This window comes from Streptomyces sp. NBC_00094 (genome assembly GCF_026343125.1).
Classification (GTDB): domain Bacteria; phylum Actinomycetota; class Actinomycetes; order Streptomycetales; family Streptomycetaceae; genus Streptomyces.
The window spans coordinates 1991995-2013152 of record NZ_JAPEMB010000001.1 but is presented as its reverse complement, the minus strand read 5'-3'; the positions used below and the strand labels follow the sequence as shown (position 1 = coordinate 2013152).

General features: G+C 74.5%; 19 protein-coding genes and 1 pseudogene. 9 read left to right on the top strand and 11 right to left on the bottom strand.

Annotation, left to right across the window (positions count from 1 at the left end; all coding sequences use genetic code 11):
- Positions 1 to 15: 15 nt before the first annotated feature.
- Positions 16 to 525 (top strand): pyridoxamine 5'-phosphate oxidase family protein, encoded by a 510-nt coding sequence (locus OG580_RS08700; protein WP_267043058.1) that lies wholly within the window; start codon positions 16 to 18, stop codon positions 523 to 525.
- On the opposite strand, the gene OG580_RS08695 is transcribed toward OG580_RS08700, so the two are convergent.
- Together OG580_RS08695 and OG580_RS08690 are read right to left on the bottom strand one after the other, a co-directional pair.
- Positions 520 to 1641, bottom strand: coding sequence for an acyl-CoA dehydrogenase family protein (locus OG580_RS08695; RefSeq protein WP_267043057.1), 1122 nt, complete (start codon positions 1639 to 1641; stop codon positions 520 to 522). The genes OG580_RS08700 and OG580_RS08695 overlap by 6 nt on opposite strands.
- Complete coding sequence (locus OG580_RS08690) at positions 1641 to 2786, bottom strand: acyl-CoA dehydrogenase family protein (RefSeq protein WP_267043056.1); 1146 nt, start codon at positions 2784 to 2786, stop codon at positions 1641 to 1643. Before OG580_RS08690 ends, OG580_RS08695 begins: the two co-directional genes overlap by 1 nt.
- Before the next feature lie 57 nt (positions 2787 to 2843).
- On the opposite strand from OG580_RS08690, the gene OG580_RS08685 reads away from it, so the two are divergent.
- The 5 genes from OG580_RS08685 to OG580_RS08665 all read left to right on the top strand — a co-directional run bounded on the left by OG580_RS08685 (position 2844) and on the right by OG580_RS08665 (position 8679).
- Entirely contained in the window at positions 2844 to 3980 is a 1137-nt protein-coding gene (locus OG580_RS08685) for an acyl-CoA dehydrogenase family protein (RefSeq protein WP_267043055.1), read from the top strand.
- Entirely contained in the window at positions 3977 to 4786 is an 810-nt protein-coding gene (locus OG580_RS08680; protein ID WP_267043054.1) for an SDR family oxidoreductase, read from the top strand. Before OG580_RS08685 ends, OG580_RS08680 begins: the two co-directional genes overlap by 4 nt.
- A 26-nt stretch (positions 4787 to 4812) precedes the next feature.
- On the top strand, positions 4813 to 5433 hold the full coding sequence (locus OG580_RS08675; protein ID WP_267043053.1) for a TetR/AcrR family transcriptional regulator: 621 nt from the start codon (positions 4813 to 4815) through the stop codon (positions 5431 to 5433).
- 43 nt (positions 5434 to 5476) lie between these two features.
- Positions 5477 to 6634: an acetyl-CoA C-acetyltransferase gene (locus OG580_RS08670; protein ID WP_267043052.1), complete on the top strand. Its 1158-nt coding sequence runs from the start codon at positions 5477 to 5479 to the stop codon at positions 6632 to 6634.
- 305 nt (positions 6635 to 6939) lie between these two features.
- Positions 6940 to 8679, top strand: a complete 1740-nt coding sequence (locus OG580_RS08665) for a DEAD/DEAH box helicase (RefSeq protein ID WP_267043051.1) — start codon at positions 6940 to 6942, stop codon at positions 8677 to 8679.
- Here the strand turns inward: OG580_RS08665 and OG580_RS08660 are convergent.
- Genes OG580_RS08660 through OG580_RS08640 form a run of 5 tightly spaced genes read right to left on the bottom strand, consistent with a single transcriptional unit; the run spans position 8604 to position 12912 of the window.
- Positions 8604 to 9503, bottom strand: coding sequence for a tyrosine-protein phosphatase (locus tag OG580_RS08660; RefSeq protein ID WP_267043050.1), 900 nt, complete (start codon positions 9501 to 9503; stop codon positions 8604 to 8606). The genes OG580_RS08665 and OG580_RS08660 overlap by 76 nt on opposite strands.
- Before the next feature lie 19 nt (positions 9504 to 9522).
- On the bottom strand, positions 9523 to 10584 hold the full coding sequence (locus OG580_RS08655) for a nitronate monooxygenase family protein (protein ID WP_267043049.1): 1062 nt from the start codon (positions 10582 to 10584) through the stop codon (positions 9523 to 9525).
- A complete protein-coding gene (locus OG580_RS08650; RefSeq protein ID WP_267043048.1) occupies positions 10581 to 11312 on the bottom strand; it encodes a CoA-transferase subunit beta in 732 nt (243 codons plus the stop codon). The genes OG580_RS08655 and OG580_RS08650 overlap by 4 nt, the downstream gene beginning before the upstream one ends.
- Positions 11309 to 12166, bottom strand: a complete 858-nt coding sequence (locus tag OG580_RS08645) for a CoA transferase subunit A (protein WP_267043047.1) — start codon at positions 12164 to 12166, stop codon at positions 11309 to 11311. Before OG580_RS08645 ends, OG580_RS08650 begins: the two co-directional genes overlap by 4 nt.
- Positions 12163 to 12912, bottom strand: coding sequence for an enoyl-CoA hydratase family protein (locus tag OG580_RS08640; RefSeq protein WP_267043046.1), 750 nt, complete (start codon positions 12910 to 12912; stop codon positions 12163 to 12165). The genes OG580_RS08645 and OG580_RS08640 overlap by 4 nt, the downstream gene beginning before the upstream one ends.
- Before the next feature lie 64 nt (positions 12913 to 12976).
- Between OG580_RS08640 and OG580_RS08635 the strand changes: the two are divergent.
- Both OG580_RS08635 and OG580_RS08630 read left to right on the top strand, forming a co-directional pair.
- Positions 12977 to 13729 (top strand): annotated as a pseudogene (locus OG580_RS08635) (SDR family oxidoreductase); the annotation flags it as partial.
- A 148-nt stretch (positions 13730 to 13877) separates the two neighbouring features.
- Positions 13878 to 14753: an SDR family oxidoreductase gene (locus OG580_RS08630; protein WP_267043044.1), complete on the top strand. Its 876-nt coding sequence runs from the start codon at positions 13878 to 13880 to the stop codon at positions 14751 to 14753.
- A 218-nt stretch (positions 14754 to 14971) separates the two neighbouring features.
- On the opposite strand, the gene OG580_RS08625 is transcribed toward OG580_RS08630, so the two are convergent.
- The 3 genes from OG580_RS08625 to OG580_RS08615 form a co-directional block, all read right to left on the bottom strand.
- On the bottom strand, positions 14972 to 15622 hold the full coding sequence (locus tag OG580_RS08625; protein ID WP_267043043.1) for a hypothetical protein: 651 nt from the start codon (positions 15620 to 15622) through the stop codon (positions 14972 to 14974).
- Positions 15623 to 15765: 143 nt separating this feature from the next.
- Complete coding sequence (locus tag OG580_RS08620) at positions 15766 to 17235, bottom strand: ankyrin repeat domain-containing protein (RefSeq protein WP_267043042.1); 1470 nt, start codon at positions 17233 to 17235, stop codon at positions 15766 to 15768.
- A gap of 90 nt (positions 17236 to 17325) precedes the next feature.
- Positions 17326 to 18213, bottom strand: a complete 888-nt coding sequence (locus OG580_RS08615; RefSeq protein ID WP_267043041.1) for a hypothetical protein — start codon at positions 18211 to 18213, stop codon at positions 17326 to 17328.
- 160 nt (positions 18214 to 18373) lie between these two features.
- Between OG580_RS08615 and OG580_RS08610 the strand changes: the two genes are divergently transcribed.
- Entirely contained in the window at positions 18374 to 19159 is a 786-nt protein-coding gene (locus OG580_RS08610) for a trypsin-like serine protease (protein ID WP_267043040.1), read from the top strand.
- 134 nt (positions 19160 to 19293) lie between these two features.
- Here the strand turns inward: OG580_RS08610 and OG580_RS08605 are convergent, their stop codons facing one another.
- The gene (locus OG580_RS08605) at positions 19294 to 21108 is read right to left on the bottom strand and encodes a glycoside hydrolase family 35 protein (RefSeq protein WP_267043039.1); all 1815 of its coding nucleotides are present in this window, start codon (positions 21106 to 21108) and stop codon (positions 19294 to 19296) included.
- Positions 21109 to 21158 lie beyond the last annotated feature (50 nt).

The following is a 21158-nucleotide window of genomic DNA, read 5'->3' as shown; positions in this document are numbered from 1 at the left end:
GTGTTCCCTGGAACCATGGGAGACACCGGAACCACCTGGTCGGCCTTCGAGGCCGCCGAACCCGAGCTCGCCGCGACCGTACGCGAGCGCTTCGGGCAGTACACGCACCACGCACTCGCCACCGTGCGGAAGGACGGCTCGCCCCGGCTCAGCGGCATCGAGGCGGGCTTCCGCTTCGGCGAGCTCTGGCTCGGCATGATGCCGAACTCCCGCAAGGCCCTCGACCTGCGCCGCGACCCCCGGCTCGCGCTCCTCGCCAACCCGGGCCCCGGCACCGACATGGGCGGCGGGGACGTCCGCGTCTCCGGGCGGGCGGTCGAGATCACCGACCCCGAGACCGTGGCCCGGTACGTGGCCGAGGCGGGCGAGCCCCAGCCCTTCCACCTCTTCCGGGTGGAGCCGACCGAGGTCGTACGGACCTGGGTGGACGGCGAGGAGCTGGTCCTGCGCACCTGGGTGCCCGGGCACCCGGCGCGGACGATCCGGCGCGGCAACGACGACAGCCCGCCGCGCCGGGAGTCATGACCAGCCGTCCAGCACGAGGGCCCGGCACCGGGCGGGATCGCCCCAGGCGTCCCGCAGGGGCCGGGCCTTGCGCAGCCAGAGCGCGAGGTCCAGCTCCTCGGTGTAGCCGACGGCGCCGTGGACCTGGAGCGCGGTACGGGCCGCCGCGTACCCCGCCTCGCCCGCCGTGAGCTTGGCCGCGGCGAGATCGCGTTCCGCGCCGGAGCCGACCGCCCCGGAGGCGTCCGCGCCGGCACTGCCCGCCCCGGACCCGTCCGCGCGAGCGCCGACCACCCCGGACCCGTCCGCCCCCGAGCCGTCCACCCCGGACCCGTCCGCGAGGCCGACCGCCGCCCCGAAGAGCAGCGGGCGCGCGAACTCCAGGCCCAGCAGCGTGTCCGCGAGCCGGTGCTTGACCGCCTGGAACGCGCCGATCGGGGTGCCGAACTGGGTGCGCTGCCGGGCGTACGCCACCGTCCGGTCGAGCAGCGCGAGCCCGACGCCCAGTGACTGCGCCGCCGTCGCCAGCATCGCCCAGCGCCGGGCGTTCCGGGCCGCCCCGGCCACCGCGGGGCCCGAGGCGAGCAGCTCCCCGCCGGGCGCCGGGCGGGACAACCGCCGGGCCGGATCGGCGGAGACCCGTACGGGACCGTGGCCGGGTGCGAGCCACAGCTCCTCGTTCCGTACGACGAGCACGGCGTCGGCCCGGTCGGCGTCGAGCGCGTACGGGACGGCCCGCCGCCCGTCCACGGACGTGAGCGCCACCGTCGCCGTCGATCCTCCCGAGGCCAGCCCCGGCAGCAGTCGCTTCGCCGGGCCCGGCTCGCCGAGCCGCGCGAGCTCGCCGAGGAGCGCCGCCGCCGCGACCGTCTCCACCACCGGCCCGGGCACCGCGTGCCGCCCCAGCTCCACGAAGGCGTGGGCGAGTTCGACCGGGAGCGGGCCGACGCCCTCGTACTCCTCCGGCACCGCGAGCGCGAACACGCCGGCCTCCGCGAGCCGCCGCCACACGGCCCGCCCCGGGCCGGGGTCACCCGTCGCCCACGCCCGGACCGCCGCCGGGGTGTCCGACGCGCCGAGCATCGCGTCCAGGGAGCGGGCGAAGTCCCGCTGCTCGTCGGTGGGGAGGAAGCTCATCAGCGGCGCCCCTTCGGGAGGCCGAGCAGCCGCTCGGCGATGATGTCGCGCTGGATCTCGTTGGTGCCCGCGTACAGGGGGCCCGCGAGGGCGAAGACGTACCCCTCGGCCCAGGCGGTGTCGGTCGACTCGCCGTCCGCGCCCAGGAGGTCGAGAGCCGTCTCGTGGAGGGCCAGGTCGTACTCCGACCAGAAGACCTTGTTGAGGCTCGACTCGGCCCCCGACGGCGCCCCCGACACGAGCCGGGCCGCCGCCCCCGCCGTGAAGAGCTGGTACGCCCGCGCCCCCACGACCGCCTCCGCGACCCGGTCCCGCAGCGCCGTGTCCGCCGGGTCGCCCTCCTCCCGCCAGAGCCGTACGAGCCGGTCGGCGGCGGCCAGGAAACGGCCGGGCGAGCGGAGCATGAGGCCGCGCTCGTTCCCGGTCGTGGACATCGCGATCCGCCAGCCCTGGCCCGGCTCCCCGATCACGTCCTCGTCCGGGACGAAGACCCCGTCGAGGAAGAGCTCCGCGAAGGCCGGCTTCCCGTCGAGCCGGCCGATGGGCCGGACGGTCACGCCGGGCGAGCGCAGGTCGAACATGAGATAGGTGAGCCCCCGGTGCGGCCGGTCCGCCTCCGGGTCGCTGCGGAAGATGCCGAAGGCCCGGTCGGCGAAGGCCGCCCGGGACGACCAGGTCTTCTGCCCGGACAGCAGCCAGCCGCCGTCCGTCCGTACCGCCCGCGAGGTGAGGGAGGCCAGGTCGGAGCCGGCCTCGGGCTCGGACCAGGCCTGCGCCCAGATCGTCGCGCCGCTCGCCATCGACGGCAGGACGCGGGCCCGCTGCTCCTCGGTGCCGTGGTCGAAGAGGGTGGGGGCGAGGAGCTGGATGCCGTTCTGCGAGACCCGGCCCGGCGCGCCCGCCGCCCAGTACTCCTCCTCGAAGATCAGCCACCGGGCGAGGTCGACGCCCCTGCCTCCGTACTCCTCGGGCCAGGAGACCACCGACCAGCGGTCGGCGGCCAGTTCGGCCTCCCAGGCGCGGTGGGCGGCGAAGCCGTCGCCCGTCTCGAGGGAGGGCAGCGGGGCGGCGGGGACGTGGGCGCGCAGCCACTCCCGTGCCTCTGCCCGGAAGGCCTCCTCGGCCCGTGTGTACGAGAGATCCATCGGTCACCCCGCCCTCACCCGTTCCCTAACAAGTGTTTGGTAGGTTAACGTACGGCCATGAGCAGCGTCGAGGAGTTCCGGGCGGAGATACGGGGCTGGCTGAAGACCCACCTCGCCGGTGAGTTCGCCTCCCTCAGGGGCCGTGGCGGACCCGGCCGCGAACACGAGGCCTTCGCCGAACGCCTCGCCTGGGAACGGCATCTGGCCGCCCACGGCTGGACGTGCGTCGGCTGGCCCGAGAAGTACGGCGGGCGCGGCGCGAGCATCGAGGAGCAGATCGCCTTCCACGAGGAGTACGCCCTCGCCGACGCCCCCGCCCGCGTCAACCACATCGGCGAACAGCTCCTCGGCCCCACCCTCATCGACCACGGCACCGAGGAGCAGAAGGCCCGCTTCCTGCCCCCGATCCGCGCCGTCGAGGAACTCTGGTGCCAGGGCTACAGCGAGCCGGGCGCCGGCTCCGACCTCGCCGCCGTCCGCACCCGCGCCGGCCTGGAGGACGGCCGCTGGACCGTGCACGGGCAGAAGATCTGGACCTCCCTCGCCCACGAGTCCCAGTGGTGCTTCGTCCTCGCCCGCACCACCCCCAACTCCCGGCGCCACGCCGGACTCTCGTACCTCCTCGTCCCGCTCGGACAGCCGGGCGTCGAGATCCGGCCGATCGTCCAGCTCACCGGCACCAGCGAGTTCAACGAGGTCTTCTTCGACGGGGCGGAGACGGACGCGGCGAACGTCGTCGGCGCCCCCGGCGACGGCTGGCGGATCGCCATGGCCACCCTCGGCTACGAGCGCGGCGTCTCCACCCTCGGCCAGCAGGTCGGCTTCCGCCGCGAACTCGAAGCCCTCGTCGACCTCGCCCGCCGCAACGGTGCCGCCGCCGACCCCGACATCCGCGACCGTCTCACCCGCGCCTGGACCGGACTCGCCGCCATGCGCGCCGGCGCCCTCTGCGGCACCGACCCCTCCGCCGCCAAGCTGTACTGGTCCCACTGGCACCGCGACCTCGGCGAACTCGCCCTGGAGATCGGCGGCCCCGCCGCCACGCTCGCCGCCGGACCGCCGTACGACCTCGACGACCGGCAGCGCCTCTTCCTCTTCTCCCGCGCCGACACCGTCTACGCGGGATCCAGCGAGATCCAGCGGAACATCATCGCCGAGCGGGTGCTCGGCCTCCCGAAGGAGCCGCGACCGTGACCCAGCCGAACGGGCCCCTCCGCAAGCCCCCACCGGCGTACGTCCCCGGGCACGGGCTGCTCGCCGGCCGGACCGCCGTGATCACCGCCGCCGCAGGCGCCGGGATCGGCGGGGCCACCGCCCGCCGCTTCCTGGAGGAGGGCGCCCGCGTCCTCCTCAGCGACGCCCACGCCCGCCGCCTCAAGGAGACCGAGGCCGCCCTCGCCGCCGAGTTCGGCGCCGACGCCGTCGCCGCCCAGCCCTGCGACGTCACCGACGACGCCCAGGTCCAGGCCCTGTACGACACCGCCGTACGGCTCCACGGCCGCCTCGACGTCCTCGTCAACAACGCCGGCCTCGGCGGCACCGCCGAACTCGCCGACATGACCGACGAGCAGTGGAACCGCGTCCTCGACGTCACCCTCGGCGGCACCTTCCGCTGCACCCGCGCCGCCCTGCGCCGCTTCCGGGACTCCGGCACCGGCGGGGTCGTCGTCAACAACGCCTCCGTCGTCGGCTGGCGCGCCCAGGCCGGACAGGCCCACTACGCCGCCGCCAAGGCCGGCGTCATGGCCCTCACCCGCAGCGCGGCGATCGAGGCCGCCGCGTACGGGGTCCGCGTCAACGCCGTCTCCCCGTCCCTCGCCATGCACCCCCACCTGGCCAAGGTCACCACCACCGAACTCCTCGACGAACTCACCGCCCGCGAGGCCTTCGGCCGCTACGCCGAGCCCTGGGAGATCGCCAACGTCATCGTCTTCCTCGCCGGCGACTACTCCTCGTACATGACCGGCGAGACGGTCTCCGTCAGCAGTCAGCACCCGTAGGCCCGGACAGGAACCAGAATGGACGGGTGCCGAACACTGCCAGCAAGAAGAAGACCCAGGTGAGCGCCGCGCCCGAGCGACGCCGTGAGCTCCTCGACACGGCGGCCGAGGTGTTCGCCGCCCAGGGGTACAACGCCACCACCGTCCGCAAGATCGCGGACGCCGCCGGCATGCTCGCCGGCAGCCTCTACTACCACTTCGACTCCAAGGAGTCGATGCTCGACGAGATCCTCTCCAGCTTCCTGAACGAGCTGTGGGAGGGGTACGACGCCGTCCTCGACGCCGGACTCGGGCCCCGCGAGACCATCGAGGCCCTCGTCACCGAGTCCTTCCGGGAGATCGACCGGCACCGCGCCGCCGTCGCCATCTACCAGAAGGAGTCCCGGCACCTCACCGACCTGCCCCGGTTCCACTACCTCACGGACTCGCAGCGCAGGTTCGAGAAGGCCTGGCTCGGCACGCTGGAGCGCGGGGTCGCGGCCGGAGCCTTCCGCGCCGACCTCGACGTCCGGCTCACCTACCGGTTCGTCCGCGACACCGTCTGGGTCGCCGCGTCCTGGTACCGGCCCGGCGGCCTGCACAGCCCGGAGGAGATCGCCCGCCAGTACCTGTCCATGGTCCTGGACGGGATCGCCGTACGCACCTAGCCGTACGTCCTGAGACACCAGGAAGACACCAGGAGGAGCAGCCATGCCCGAGGCCTACATCGTCGAAGCGGTCCGCACACCCGTGGGCCGCCGAGGGGGCGGCCTCTCGGCCGTCCACCCGGCGGACCTCGGCGCCCATGTGCTCACCGCCCTCGTCGCCCGCTCCGGGATCGACCCGGCCGCCGTCGACGACGTCGTCCTCGGCTGCCTCGACACCGTCGGGCCCCAGGCCGGCGACATCGCCCGTACGGCATGGCTGGCGGCCGGCCTCCCCGAGGAGGTCCCCGGGGTGACCGTCGACCGCCAGTGCGGTTCCTCACAGCAGGCCGTGCACTTCGCCGCCCAGGCGGTCATGTCCGGCACCCAGGACCTGGTCGTCGCCGGCGGCGTGCAGAACATGTCGATGATCCCGATCGCCTTCGCCTCGCGGCAGGCCGCCGAACCCCTCGGCCTCACCGGCGGCCCCTTCCACGGCAGCGAGGGCTGGCGGGCCCGCTACGGCGACCGGCCCGTCAACCAGTTCCACGGCGCCGAGCTGATCGCCGCGAAGTGGGGGATCAGCCGCCGCGACCAGGAGGAGTTCGCCCTCCGCTCGCACGAGCGAGCCCTGCGCGCGCTCGACGAGGGCCGCTTCGCGCGGGAGACCGTCGCCTACGGGGAGGTCACCGCAGACGAGGGCCCGCGCCGCGACACGAGCCTGGAGAAGATGGCCGGCCTGCGCCCGGTCGTCGAGGGCGGCACCATCACCGCGGCCTGCTCCTCCCAGGTCTCCGACGGCGCGGCGGCCATGCTGATCGCGAGCGAGCGGGCCGTCCGGGAACACGGGCTCACGCCCCGGGCCCGCGTCCACCACCTCTCCGTACGCGGCGAGGACCCGATCCGGATGCTCTCGGCGCCGATACCGGCGACCGCCCACGCCCTGAAGAAGACCGGCCTGACCATCGACGACATCGACCTCGTCGAGATCAACGAGGCCTTCGCCCCCGTCGTCCTGGCCTGGCTCAAGGAGACCGGCGCCGACCCGGCCAGGGTCAACGTCAACGGCGGCGCGATCGCCCTCGGCCACCCGCTGGGCGCGACCGGCGTGAAACTGATGACGACCCTCCTCCACGAGCTGGAGCGCACGGGCGGCCGCTACGGCCTCCAGACGATGTGCGAGGGCGGGGGCCAGGCGAACGTGACGATCGTCGAAAGGCTCTGACAGTCGTCGAACGGCTCCGAGGACGGCGAGGACTGTGAGGTCGACCACGTCGGACCGCGCTGGGCTGGTCTGATCCGTCCTGGCATCGGTCGGGCGGGGCGGGAAGGTCCTGAGGCGCACTATTGTTCCGGTAGAGACATCCGGAGTGCGTATCGCGTGTTCCGGGAGAAGCAGCCGGGGCCCGTTCACTGGTTCCGGGAGAAGCAGCCGGGGCCCGTTCACGTGTTCCGGGTAGAACAGCCGGGGCCCGCATCGCGCAGGTGCGGGCCCCGGCTGTGCCGCGAGCACCGGCCAGGAAGGCACGCATGACCCGCTCCGAACGCCCCTTTAAGCGCGGCCCCCGCACCGCCCAGGCGAAGTCCACGTCACAGCCGAAGGCCTCCCGCGGTGGCCGTCGTCCCACCGCGCCCCCGCCGCCGAGCGAGTTCACGCCGCCGGAGACGGTGACGCCCGCGCTCCCCGCGGTGGCCTCCTTCGCCGACCTGGACATGCCCGAGGGCCTCCTGCGGACGCTGGGCGAGCAGGGTGTGACGGAGCCGTTCCCGATCCAGGCCGCGACCCTCCCGAACTCGCTCGCCGGGCGCGACGTCCTCGGCCGGGGCCGTACCGGCTCCGGCAAGACCCTCGCCTTCGGCCTCGCGCTCCTCGCCCGCACCGCCGGCCGCCGCGCCGAGCCGACCGCGCCCCTCGCGCTGGTCCTGGTGCCCACCCGCGAGCTCGCGCAGCAGGTCACCGACGCCCTCACCCCGTACGCCGGCGCCCTGCGCCTGCGGATCACGACCGTCGTCGGCGGCATGTCGATCTCCCGGCAGTCCTCCGCCCTGCGGCGCGGCGCCGAGGTCCTCATCGCCACGCCCGGCCGCCTCATGGACCTCATCGAGCGCGGCGACTGCCGTCTCGACCAGGTCGCCGTCACCGTCCTCGACGAGGCCGACCAGATGGCCGACATGGGCTTCCTCCCGCAGGTCACCAAGCTGCTCAAGCAGGTCGAGCCGGACGGCCAGCGGCTGCTCTTCTCGGCCACGCTCGACCGGAACATCGACAAGCTCGTCAAGATGTTCCTGGACGACCCGGTCGTGCACTCGGTCGACCCGTCGGCCGGCGCGGTGACCACCATGGAGCACCACGTCCTGTACGTCATGGACGAGACCGACAAGAAGGCCGTCACGCTGCGCATCGCGGCCCGCGACGGCCGGACGATCCTCTTCCTCGACACCAAGCGGTCCGTGGACCGGCTGGTCAAGCGGCTCCTCGCCAACGGCGTACGGGCCTCCGGCCTGCACGGCGGACGCTCGCAGCCGCAGCGGAACCGGACCCTGGACCAGTTCAAGAGCGGGCAGGTCACCACGCTCGTCGCGACGAACGTGGCGGCCCGCGGCATCCACGTCGACGACCTCGACATGGTCGTCAACGTCGACCCGCCGATGGACCACAAGGACTACCTGCACCGCGGCGGCCGGACCGCCCGCGCCGGCGAGTCCGGCAGCGTCTTCACCCTGGTCCTGCCCGAGCAGAAGCGCGACATGGGCCGGCTGATGTCGAACGCCGGGATCAGCCCGCGCACGGCGCAGGTCAAGTCCAGCGACCAGCAGCTGACCGACCTGACCGGCGCCAAGGAGCCCTCCGGCGTCCCGATCGTCATCGAGACCCCGCAGCCGACCCCGGCGCGCAGGGCGACGGGCACCGGAGCCGGCGGCAGTGGCGCCGGCGGCGGCCGAGGCCGTCGCCGCCGTCCGGCACCCGCCGCCGGCACCGGTACGGCGACGGGTTCGGGGCGCGCCTCCGGCTCCGGCTCGGCCACGGGCGGCCGGAGCTCCGGTTCCGGTTCCGCTTCCGCGGGCGGCTCCGGCCGTTCCGCGGCCGGTACGGGCCGTTCCGCGGCCGGTGCGGCACGCGGCTCCGGCGCGGGCCGGGGCTCCGGCACGGGCGCCGGACGCGGTGCCACCGCGGGCGCCGCCCGCGGTGGACGTCAGGCGCCGAGCACGAGCCGGTCCCGCAGCGCCAGCGCGTCGCGGAGCTCCAGGCCGAGGCCGACGGACACGTAACGGAACAGGCTTCCGTAAGAGACCCGGACCTGGTCGAGGGCGCTGTCGAGGTACGCGGGACGTACCTCCTGGAGCGGCACGATGAGGTCCGGGTTCTGCATGAGCCCGCCCTGCCGGAGTCCCTCGCGCACCCGGGCGTCATAGGCGGCCCGGAAGGTGTTCGAGGCCAGGTAGTCGGCGCGGGCGGCCGCCGTCGGCACGCCCAGCAGGGTGAGCAGGAGGTAGCCGCTCCAGCCGGTGCGGTCCTTGCCCGAGGTGCAGTGCAGGAGCAGCGGCCCCCGGCCGGGGTCGGCCAGGTCCCGCAGGGTGGCGGCGAAGGCGGCCCGGTTCGCCGGGTCGGTGACGAAGGTCCGGTACACCTCGCTCATGAAGGCGGCGGCCCGCCCGCCGCCGAGCATCTCCTCCTGCCGCACCGGGTCGCGGGACCCGATCGCCGCGAGGAGCTGCCCGAACAGGCCGTTGTCGGTGATCGGCCGGGCGACCGGGACGGTACCGGCCGGCAGCCGGTCGGCGCCGTCGTACCCGACCTCCAGCGGGATCCGCAGGTCGACGACGGTGCCGAGGCCGAGCCCGGCGAGCGTGGCGACGTCGGCGTCGGTGAGCTTGCCGAGGTGGTCGCCCCGGTAGGCGAGCCCGTGCCGGACCAGGCCCCCGTCGTACGTGCGGTAGCCGCCGAGGTCGCGGACGTTGACCGCGCCCTGGAGCGGGACCTGGCGGATGGTGTTCGCGGTCCTTCGCGGATGCGCGCTCGCGTCCGTGGGCAGGGTCGCGAGCAGGGCGGTGGCGCCGGTGGTGGTGAGCAGCGCGCGTCGGGACAGGGGCATGGCGGACTCCCTCACGGACTTACGGGCTGACGGAATCGGGACGGGGAAGCGTGCGGAGCACGTGCGCGGCCTCGGTCATGATCCGGGAGACGAGCTCCTCGCAGCTGGGGAGGTCGTCGATCACGCCCGCGACCTGACCCGAGGCCATCACGCCGAGGTCGGTGCGGCCCTCGACCATGGACGCCCTCAGGAGCATCGGGGTGTTCGCGGCGAGCAGGATCTGGCTCCAGGACAGGTCCTTCCCGTGGCGCATCGCGAGCCCGTCGCGGACCATCGCCGCCCAGGAGAGCCCGGAGAGCCTGCGGAAGCCCGCCGCCCGGCGCAGGGCCGCCGCCAGCGCCCGTACCCGGCCCGCGTCCTCCAGGGAGGCGACGAGCTCGGTGCGGAGCATCCGGTGCGGCAGCCCGTCGACGGCGGTCGTGACGGTGACGTCCTTGACCGTGGCCGCCAGATAGCGGGCCTTCACCGCGTCCGGCACGGTCGAGTCGGCGGTGAGCAGGAAGCGGGTGCCCATGGCGATGCCGGCCGCGCCCTGCGCGAGGGCCGCGACCAGGCCGCGCCCGTCGCGGAAGCCGCCGGCCGCGATCACCGGGATGTCGACGGCGTCCACGACCTGCGGCAGCAGCACGCTCGTCGCGACCTCGCCGGTGTGCCCGCCGCCCTCGCCGCCCTGGACGAGCACCGCGTCCGCACCCCACCCGGCGACCTTCTCGGCGTGCCGCCGGGCCCCGACGGACGGGATGACGACGACCCCGGCGTCCTTGAGCTCGGCGATCAGGTCCCGGGAGGGGGCGAGGGCGAAGGAGGCGACCCGTACGCCCTCGTCGACGATGATCCGGACCCGTTCGCGGGCGTCGCCCGCGTCGGCGCGCAGGTTCACCCCGAAGGGCCGGTCCGTACGGGACCCGACCTCGCGGACGGCGGCGCGCAGCTCGTCCACGGTCATGGTCGCGGAGGCGAGGATGCCGAGCGCGCCCGCGTTCGCGGTGGCGGAGACGAGCCGGGGTCCGGCGACCCAGCCCATGCCGGTCTGCACGATCGGGTGGCGGACCCCGGTCAGCTCGGTGAGGGCGGTCCTCATCGGGGCGCGACCTCGCGGTCCCGCAGCCCCTTGGGGTCGAGGACCTCGCGGATGAGGCGCAGCTCCTCGGGGCTCGGCTCGCGGGTGGCGGGCACGTCGGCGTCGATCGCGAGCTCGAAGCCGGTCGCGGCCCGCACCTCGTCGACCGTCACCCCCGGGTGCGTGGACACGAGCCGCATCCGGTGGTCCGGGGTCGCGAAGTCGAAGACCCCGAGGTCGCTGACGACCCGCGCGAGCCGGTGGAAGGGGGCGTCGCCCGCCCGGTCGTAACCGACCCCGCAGACCATGTCGACCTGCTCGACGAAGACCCGCTTCGAGTGCCGGGGGATCCAGTAACTCACCGGGTTGTTCAGGGTGTTGACGGGGGCTCCGCGCACCCCGAGGAGCTGGCGGGTCGGCCGCTCCCAGTCGCCGACGCAGGAGATGTTCTGGTTGCCGTACCGGTCGATCTGGCTCGCGCCCATCATCACGTGGCGCCGCCCGCCGGTGACCATCGCGAGATGGCGGCGGTACGGCAGCCAGCCCTCGGGCCGCCCGTCGAGGCCGACGAGCAGCGCCTCGCCGTCGGTGAGGAGCAGGTCGGGGGAGAAGGTGCGCTTGGCGAGGCGGGCGCCGACGGAGGGGATCAGACCCATGGGGCTGGCGAGCACCTCGCCCGCCCCGCGCCAGGCCTCGGCGCAGGCGAGGGCGCAGTACTCGGCGCGGGTCGGGGCGGGACCGGTCGTCACGACTGCTGCTCCTTGTGCCAGGCCTGGACGGCGTGCTGGTAGTCCTCCTCGGTCTTCCCGGAGAGGAAGCGGGCGGCGAACTCGGGCCAGGGGGTGGTCGCGTAGAGCTTCTGGAAGGGCTCGTCGCGGTCGTGGTCGGGGACGCAGGAGGTGAAGTGCGCCCCGTTCGGGGTCTCGACCACCCCGGTGACGCTGTGCCGGCTGATGAGGAGGGACTGCGGGACGGCGTCGGGCCCGAACCCGACGGCGTCGTCGACGAGCCGCTCGCACGAGACGTACGCGGTGTCCGCCGCCTCGCAGAAGAGGTCGTCGAAGTACGGGTCGGGGCCCAGGTACTGGCCGTTGCCGAGCCGGTCGGCCCGGTTGACGTGGACGAGCGCGGCGTCGAGGCGCAGGGCCGGCACGGCGACGAACTCCTCCCCGTCCGCGTAGGGCGATCTCACCGTCCGCAGCTCGGGGTTGACCCGCATGACGTCCGAGCCGAGGCCGGCGCGGACGGGCAGGAAGGGGAGCCGGTGGACGGCGGCCTGCAGCCCCCACATGAACATGGCCTCGTCGAGCTCGGTCATCGCGAGGGTGCCGTTCTCGCGAGCGGCCCGGAAGTGCGGTTCGAGGGCGATGGAGTCGAGGGTGACGAAGGGGGCCACGAGCCGCCGGATCCGGCCCGCGGCGGCGAGCAGCCCGACGTCCGGGCCGCCGTAGGAGACCACCGTGAGATCGGTCAGGTCGCTCCGGAGAATCGCCCTGACCAGGGCCATCGGCTTGCGACGGGAACCCCAGCCGCCGATGCCGACGGTCATGCCGCTGCGCAGCCGCCCGACGACGTCCTCGGGGGTCATGGTCTTGTCGGTCACGCGGAGCCCTCCTTTCCGAAGGTGTCGCGGACCCGGTCGGCGACACCGCTGAGATTGGCCTCGAAGGTGAAGCCCTGCTCGAAGCGGTAGCTGCGCCGGACGTCCACGGGGTCGATGCCGTTGAGAGCGGCCTTGGCGAGACGGAGGAGAGATCCGTCCTTCGCGGCGATCTCCGCCGCCAACTCCAGTGCGGCCGACAGGAGTTCCGTACGCGGGACCACCTTCCACACCGAACCGTGGGCGTGCAGTTCGGCGGCGGTCGCGGTCCGCGAGGTGTAGTAGAGGGTCCGCATCAGGTGCTGCGGTACGAGCCGGGCGAGATGGGTCGCGGCGCCGAGCGCGCCCCGGTCCAGTTCGGGAAGGCCGAAGACGGCGTCCTCGGCGGCGACGATCGCGTCGGCGTTGCCGACGAGCCCGATGCCGCCGCCCAGGCAGTGGCCGCCGACGGCCGCGACGACCGGGACCTCGCACTCGTACACGGCGGCGAACGCCTCGGCGCAGCCGCTGTTGGCGCCGATCAGGGAGGTGTGCCCCGGGTCGCGCTGGAGCTCCTTGATGTCGACGCCCGCGTTGAAGCCGCGGCCCTCGGCGGTGAGGACGACGCAGCGGACGTCCGGGTCGCGGCCCGCGGTGCGGACGGCGTCGGCGAGCGCGTACCAGCCCTTGACGGGAAGGGCGTTGACGGGTGGGAAGTCGACGGTGACCAGGGCCACGCCCGCGGTGGGGCGAGAGGTGGAGACACCCATGAGCGGATCAGCTACCTTTCCACCAAACGTTTGTTAGGTGATCTGAGGAGGAAGGTAGCAGCCGATGGAGCTGGACGGGAGGGTCGTGCTCGTCACCGGCGGAACGCGTGGCGTCGGGGCGGGCGTCGCACGCGCCTTTCTCCGGGCCGGCGCCCGGGTCGCGGTCTGCGCCCGCAGGCCCCCGGGCACCCCGGTCGAAGCGGCGGGCCGCACCGCCGAGTTCCACCCACTGGACCTGCGGGAACCCGCCGCCGTACGGGAGTTCTTCGCGGACTTCGCCGAGCGGTACGGGCGGCTCGACGCGCTCGTCAACAACGCGGGCGGCACGCCGTACCGCCTCCTCGGCGAAGGTGAGGCCGAACGGCACGCGCGCGTCGTCGAGTTGAACCTCACCGCTCCGCTCGCCGTCAGCCTTGCCGCACACCCGCTCCTGCGGGCCTCGCGCGGCGCGGTCGTCATGATCGGCAGCGTCAGCGGGACCAGGCCCTCACCGGGCACGGCCGCGTACGGCGCGGCCAAGGCCGGCCTGGAGAACCTCGCCCGCTCGATGGCCGTCGAATGGGCGCCCGAGGTGCGGGTCAACACGCTCGTCCTCGGCATGGTCAGGACCGAACTGTCCCACCTGCACTACGGGGACGAGGCGGGGCTCGCCGCCGTCGGCAGGACCGTACCGCTGGGCCGGCTGGCCGCACCGGACGAGATCGGGGAGGCGGCCGTCTTCCTCGCCTCCGACCGGGCGGCCTACGTCTCGGGAGCCTCGCTCCTCGTGCACGGGGGCGGGGAGCGCCCCGCCTTCCTGGACGCCGCGACCGCCAACCGCTCGACCGCGGAGAACCAGACCGCGGAGAACCAGACCGCGGAGAACCAGACCGCGGGGAACTCGACCGCGAAGGACTCGATCGCGGGGAACCCGACCGCGGAGATCTCGACCGCGGGGAACTCGACCGCCGACAAGGAGAACTGACATGGGACTGTGCGACGGACGCGTGGTGATCGTGACGGGCGGTGGAAGGGGGCTCGGCCGGGCGCACGCGCTGGCCTTCGCCGCGGAGGGGGCCCGGGTCGTCGTCAACGACCTCGGCGTCGGGCTCGACGGCCGCCCCGGGCCCGACAGTCCGGCGGCGCGGGTCGTGGAGGAGATCACGGCCGCCGGCGGCGAGGCCGTCGCCCACGGCGGCGACATCGCCACGACGGAGGGCGCCGGATCGCTGGTCGCGGCCGCCCTCGACACGTACGGGCGGCTCGACACGCTCGTCAGCAACGCGGGCTTCCTGCGCGACCGGATGCTCGTCAACCTCGACGAGGAGGACTGGGACGCGGTCATGCGCGTCCATGTGAAGGGCCATTTCCTGCCGCTGCGGCACGCGGCCGCGCACTGGCGGGCGGAGACGAAGGCGGGGCGCGCCCCGGAGGCGCGGGTCGTCCACACCACCTCGGGGGCGGGGCTGCTCGGCAGCGTGGGCCAGGGCAACTACGCGGCGGCCAAGGCCGGGATCGTCGGCCTCACGCTCGTCGCGGCGGCGGAACTGGCCCGGTACGGGGTCCAGGTCAACGCGATCGCCCCGGCCGCGAGGACCCGGATGACGGAACAGGTCTTCGACGGCCTCGACGCCCTGCCGGAGGACGTCTCGCCGCTGGTGGTGTGGCTGGGCTCGGCCGACTCGGCCGGGGTGACGGGCAGGGTCTTCGAGGCGGAGGGAGGCCGCCTCACCGTCATGGAGGGCTGGCGGCAGGGCCCCACGGAGGACAAGGGCGCTCGCAGGACCCCGGCGGAGGCGGGGGAGACGGCCCGGAAGCTCCTCGAGAGGTCGGAACCCCCGAGCCCGGTCTACGGGGCCTGAGCGGGCGGCCCGGGGTGATGCGACGCGCCCTCGGCCTGCCCGGTCTGACGAGGCCCGGCCCGCCTGACCCGGCCCGGCTCGGTTCGGCCGAGCTCGGCCGGCCCGGCTCGGTCCGGCCTGCTCCGGCTCGGCTCGGCCCGCTCGGCGCGGTCCGGCCTGGCCCGCCTGACCCGGCCCGGTCGCCCCGCCCCGCCCCGGTCAGGTCCTGCCGGTCCCGGTCAGGTCCTGCCGGTCCCGGTGGCCGGGGCGTCGGGGTCGCAGGACAGCCGGGCCGCCGCCAGCGCCGGTTCTCCCTCCCGCGCGTTCCCGAGGGCTTCCGTGCACTCCAGGACGCCCGAACCGTCGACGATCCAGCTGGTCGCGCGGCCCGCCGCCCGCCTGCCGTCCCCGCAGGTGTAGCGGAAGTCGGCGCTGACCTGCCGTACCCAGGCGTACTCCACGAAGGTCCCGGCGCCGTCGACGCTGGTGCTGCCCGTGTCGAGCTTCGGCGCGGGCCTGCGGACATCGGCGAACGCGGAGTCGTCACCGACCTCCTCGCCGACCCGGGCGCCCAGCGCCCGAAGCGTGGCCTCGGGGTCGACCCGCGGCCCCTCCTCGAACGTGACGGCGACGCGCGGCGTGTGGAGCGGCGCCGGCTCGTGCGTCAGCGCCCCGCCCCCCTCGCCGAGCTCCTGCTTCTCGGCGACGCCGGTCAGGACGTCCCGCTTGTCGACGCGGGACCATGTGTACGTGCCGTTCTCGCAGGCCGCGGCCTCGGTCGTGCGGACGGCCCGGACGGCCGGCTCGTCGCCACCGGACGTACAGGCGGCCGTGCCCGTGAGCAGCACGACGGCGACACCCGTCGCGAGGCAGGTCTGTGTGATCTTCATGTACGTGTCCCCCGGACCTCTGGTCGATGTGCGGTGATCCTTCCCGCCGGGAAGCCCGCAGTCACGGGAGTTGAGCTGGTTCAGAGCTTGGTCCTCGCAGCTCGCCGCGGTCCCCGGGGGTGACAGGGGGCCGCCGGAGGCCCTCAGCCCCGTCGCGGAGTCGTCCACTCCAGGCGGGTTCTGACGCGCGCGTCGCGGAGGTGTTCGAGTGCGGCGAGCGCCGTCTCGCGGGCCGCGCCCGACGGGTCGCCGTCCGCGAGGATCGACGCCAGCGCGTCCACGGCGCGCGGGTCCTGGCGGATCGCCAGGCCGCGGGCCGCCTCCGCCGCCGTCTCCGGATCGTCGTCGCCGAGCCGTTCCGCGAGCCCCTCCCGTACGCGCGGGGTGTCGTCGGCCAGCTCCGCGAGGGCGAGCGTCGCCCAGTCCCGTACCCGGGCGTCGCCGTCCCTGCTGAGCGCGAGCAGCACTCCGATGGCCTCCGGGTGCCCCGCCGGCACGATCCCGGCCAACGCCCCGGCGACCGCCCGGCGCACCGCCGCGTCCGGATGCCCGGCCACCGCCAGCAGCTCGGGCACGGCCGCCGCGTCCCCGCACTCCCCGAGTGCCAGCACCGTCGACAGCAGGGGCTCCCGCCCCGGCGGCACCGCCTCGGACGCCAGTCGTCGCAGCACCGGCAGCGCGCTCGCCGCGAAGCCGGGCAGCGCGCCGAGGACCCGCGCGCCGAGCGCCCGCCGCATCGGGTCGCGGTAGGCGCACCAGCCGGCCGCCGCCACGAAGGTCTCCTCGTCGGCCCGGCCCGCGAGTTCGGCCACCGCCGTCGTCCAGGCGTCGAGCTCCGGATCCCCGCAGCGCAGCGCCCGCGCCGCGAGCTCCTCGTGCGGGGTGTGCAGCCCCATCGCCGCCTCCAGGAGCGTGGCGATCGCCGCGTGACCGGTCTGCCGCTCGTCGCCGCGCGTGGGCGCCCCGTCCTCCCGCAGCAGCTCGACGACGACCGTCACCCCGCCGTCCTCCCGGACCCGGCGGACGACCGCCTCGTACGTCTCCCCGCCGTCGTTCCCCGCGACGAGCCCCCGTCGCAGCTCCGCCGCGATGTCGGCGCCGATCCACCGCCGCGCCTCCCGCAGCGCGGCCTCCCGGCCCGTCGCCCCGTGGTCGAGCAGCGCCCGTACGCACGCGGTGGAGCCGCGCCGGCCGGCGGCGACGAGGGGGAGGAACCCGTCGGGCCCCGGCCGGTCCGGGTCGGCCCCGTGCTCCAGGAGCACCCGCGCCGTGTCGGCGTGCCCGAGCCGGAGCGCCCAGGCGAGGGCCGTGAAGCCGAACTCCTCCTCCTGGTCGGCCCGCGCCCCGCCCGCGAGCAGCGCCAGGACGACCTCGGAGTGCCCGCCGCAGGCGGCCCCGCACAGCGGCAGGTCCCCGCCGTCCTCGCCGCTCCGCCGCCCCGGATCCGCGCCGGCGGCGAGCAGCAACCGTACGATCCCGGCCTCGTCGCCGACGGCCGCCCGGTAGAGCGCGGTCTCCCCGTCCTCCCGGCCCTCGGGGTCGGCCCCGCTCCGCAGGGCCCGCACGGCCTCGTTCTCGTCCCCGGCTCGGATGGCGTCGAACAACGTACTCATGCACCGACCCTGACCCGTCGTCCGCGCATGGCGCAAATCCATTGCCGGGACGGCGGGTCGGGCCGCTCGCCGTCGAACTCCCTTACGGAGTCAGCCCGCGCACTCCACGACCGACGCGCACACCCCGCACCGGGCCCGCAGGGTCCGCCCGGCCGGGATCCGCAGCCGCTGGAGGCAGACGGGGCAGGCGAAGGAGACGCCGGTCGCGGGGGCCCCGCCGTCGAAGCCGTACGGGGCTCCCGGCGCCGCCCGGCCCTGGCGCCGCTCCCTCCCGTACCGCCGCCGCTCCGCCCAGGCCGCCCCGGCCAGCGGCGGCAGCCGACGCTCCCGCCGCGCCTCGGCCCGGCCCCGTACCCACGCCTCGTACGCCACGTCGCTGGTGAACCACGGCGAGGGGTCCTCCCCGAACACCTCGGCCCGCTTGGCGAGGACGTAGCCGAACTCCTCCGGGGTCAGATAGCCCAGCCTCTGGCTCTCGACCCCGTCCTGGCGGTACGCGTCGAGGAGCAGCCAGCCCGCGCCCAGATAGGCGGTCGTGACGTCGGTGAGGATCTCGTTCTCGGCGGTGCCGGGGAAGCCGAGCCCGAGCCGGTGCAGCAGGACGTGGGTGATCTCGTGGGCCAAGGCGGCGCCGATGTCCCGGCGGCGGGTCCGGAAGCGGTCGTTGAGCTCCACGAAGTACTCGGGTCCGGCCGCGAGCCCGACGGTCGCCGCGTGCTCCATCGGGCGGAAACTCGCCACGATCCGGGCCTCGGGCAACCGCAGGTGGCGGACGAGGGCGCGGGCCACCCGCCGGGTGCCCAGATGGAGGTCCTCGTCGTCGCCGATGGCGGTGTCGGAGGCCGGCACGCTCAGCGGGTAGCGGTGCACGCCATCAGGGGAGAGACGCCGGTAGAGCGCGGTGAGCGAGGCGCGGACCGCCGCGTGGTGCGGGAAGCCGTGGACGACGACACGGTCGGCCCCATGGCGGTTCGGCATACCGGATCCCCCCTCCCTCCCACTGTACGGTCCCCCCACCGGTCTGGCCGAAAAGGCTTTCTTGTGGCGGCAGTTGGGCGCTGTCCATAATCCGGACATGGCTTGACGGGCGCATGTCATACCCCGTCGGGCTCAACCCCCCATGAACGAAGGAGCACGCGTGAAGAAGAACCGACTGGTCAGCGCTCTCCAGAAACTCGCCGCGGCCGGCGCCGTCGTCCTCGCCGCCGTCAGCCTCCAGCCCACCACCACCGCCTCCGCCGCCCCGGCCCCCGTCGTCGGCGGAGTGCGCGCCGCCCAGGGCGAGTTCCCCTGGATGGTCAGGCTCTCCATGGGCTGCGGCGGCTCGATGCTCACCCCGCAGATCGTCCTCACCGCGGCCCACTGTGTGAGCGGCTCCGGCAACAACACGGGCATCACCGCCACCGTCGGGGTCGTGGACCTCCAGTCCAGCAGCGCCATCAAGGTCAAGTCCACCAAGGTCCTCCAGGCCCCCGGCTACAACGGCACGGGCAAGGACTGGGCCCTGATCAAGCTGGCCTCGCCGATCACCTCGGTGCCCACCCTCAAGATCGCCGAGACGACCGCGTACAACAGCGGCATCTTCACGGTGGCCGGTTGGGGTGGCACCCGCGAGGGCGGCGCGCAGCAGCGCTACCTGCGCAAGGCGACCGTCCCGTTCGTCTCGGACGCCGACTGCCAGAGCGCGTACGGCAGCTCCCTCGTCCCCGGTGAGGAGATCTGCGCCGGGTACGACGAGGGTGGGGTCGACACCTGTCAGGGTGACTCCGGCGGCCCGATGTTCCGCAAGGACAACGCCGGAGCCTGGATCCAGGTCGGCATCGTGAGCTGGGGCGAGGGCTGCGCACGGGCCGGCTACCCCGGCGTCTACACGGAGGTCTCGACCTTCGCCGCCGCGATCAAGTCGGCCGCGGCCACGCTGTAGCGCGGACCGGTAGCGAACGGACCGGTAGCGAACGGACCGGTAGCGAACGGACCGGTACGGACCGGTAGCGAACGGACCGGTACGGACAGGTAAGGACCCGAGGTGTACGGGGGCGGCGACCGCCCCCGTACACCTCAGGCCATCCGTACGTCCCCCGCCCCGCCCTCCAGCTCCAGCACCCACACCTCGTTGCCGCCTTCCCGCAGCACCGGCCCCGGCACGAACAGCGAGTCCTGCGGGCCGGCGCTCCAGTACCGGCCCAGGCAGAAGCCGTTCACCCAGACGAAGCCGCGCGTCGCGCCCGGCAGGGAGAGCGTCGCGTCCCCCGGCCCGGCCACCTCCACCACCGCCCGGTAGAGCCCCGGACCTGCCTCCCGCCCGTCCCCGGCCTCCCGCCCGTCCCCGGCCTCCCTGCGGTCTCCGGCCTCCCCGACGTCCCCCGTCGGCCCGGCCACCGGCCGGAACGGCACCTTCGTCACCGCCGCCGCCTCGAAGGCGTCCAGGCGCAGGCCCCGCGCCCGTACCCCGTGCAGGTACTGCCGCTCGTGCCGCACCCCGCCCGTGATCCCCTTCGGCTCCGCGAGCCGCGGCCCGTAGTTGACCCGGCCCAGCGACTCCACCCACAGGTCCACCACCGCCGGCCCCGCCACCGGCCCGCCGAGCACCGAGTCCTCGGCGTCCAGGACCCCCGCGAGGACCCCGTCGACGTACACCGTCGCCCGGTCCCGCAGCCCCGTCACCCCCAGCGGGTACGGCTGCCGGGGCCCCGGCACCGCCACCCGGTAGCGGACCAGACCCCGGTCCACGCCCAGCTCCTCGAAGGTCGGCGGCATCGGCGCGCGCACCTCCTCGTCGCCGAGCACCTCCAGGACCTCACCGAGCGGCGCCCACCCGTCGAGGACGCCCCGCACCGGGGCCGCGAGCCACGCCGGCGGCTCGGGCACCTCGGGCAGCGGCCCCTCCGCGTACTCCGCGAGCACCTCGCGGAAGCGGTGGAACTTCTCCGTCGGCCGCCCCGCCTCGTCCACCGGCGCGTCGTAGTCGTACGAGGTCACCGTCGGCCGCAGCACCCCGTCGTGCAGCTCACCGGTCCGGTTCGCGCCCGCCCAGCCGCCGAAGTTGGTCCCGCCGTGCGCCATGTACACGTTGACCGACGCCCCGCACTCCAGGATCTCCCGCAGCGCCGCCGCCGCGTCCACCGCGTCCCGCACCGCGTGCTCCGTTCCCCAGTGGTCGAACCAGCCGCACCAGAACTCCATGCACATCAGCGGCCCCGAGGGCTGATGGCGCCGCAGCGTCGCGAAGCCCTCCCGCGCCCCCGAACCGAAGTTCGCCGTCGCGAGGATCCCCGGCACCGAACCACCCGTCAGCATGTGGTCCTCCGGCCCGTCCGAGGTGAACAGCGGCACGCTCACCCCGCACGCGCGCAGCAGCTCCGCCAGCCACTCCAGATAGCCCCGGTCGCTGCCGTAACTCCCGTACTCGTTCTCGACCTGCACCAGGATCACCGGACCGCCCCGGTCGACCTGCCGCTCCACCACCTGCGGGAGCAGCCGCCGGAACCAGGCCTCCACCGGCGCCAGGAACTCCGGGTCGAGGGTCCGCACGCGCCGCCCGAGCGGGCCCGTCAGCCAGTGCGGGAGGCCGCCGTTCTCCCACTCGGCGCAGATGTACGGCCCCGGGCGCACGATCGCGAGCATCCCGGCCCGCTCCACCGCGTCCAGGAACCGGCCGAGCGCCTCCACGTCCCCGTACCGGCCGGGCTCAGGCGCGTACAGGTTCCAGGGGACGTACGTCTCGACACAGCCGAGGCCCATCGCGCGCAGCATCCCGAGCCGATGCTCCCAGTGCGCCTCGTGCACCCGGAAGTAGTGCAGCGCCCCCGAGAGGAGGCGCACCGGCCGCCCGTCGAGCAGAAAGTCCTCGTCACCCACAGCGAACGTGCTCATGGCCTCACCCTCACCCTCTGGCGGCGGACCGGTCCATGGACAAAGATCGT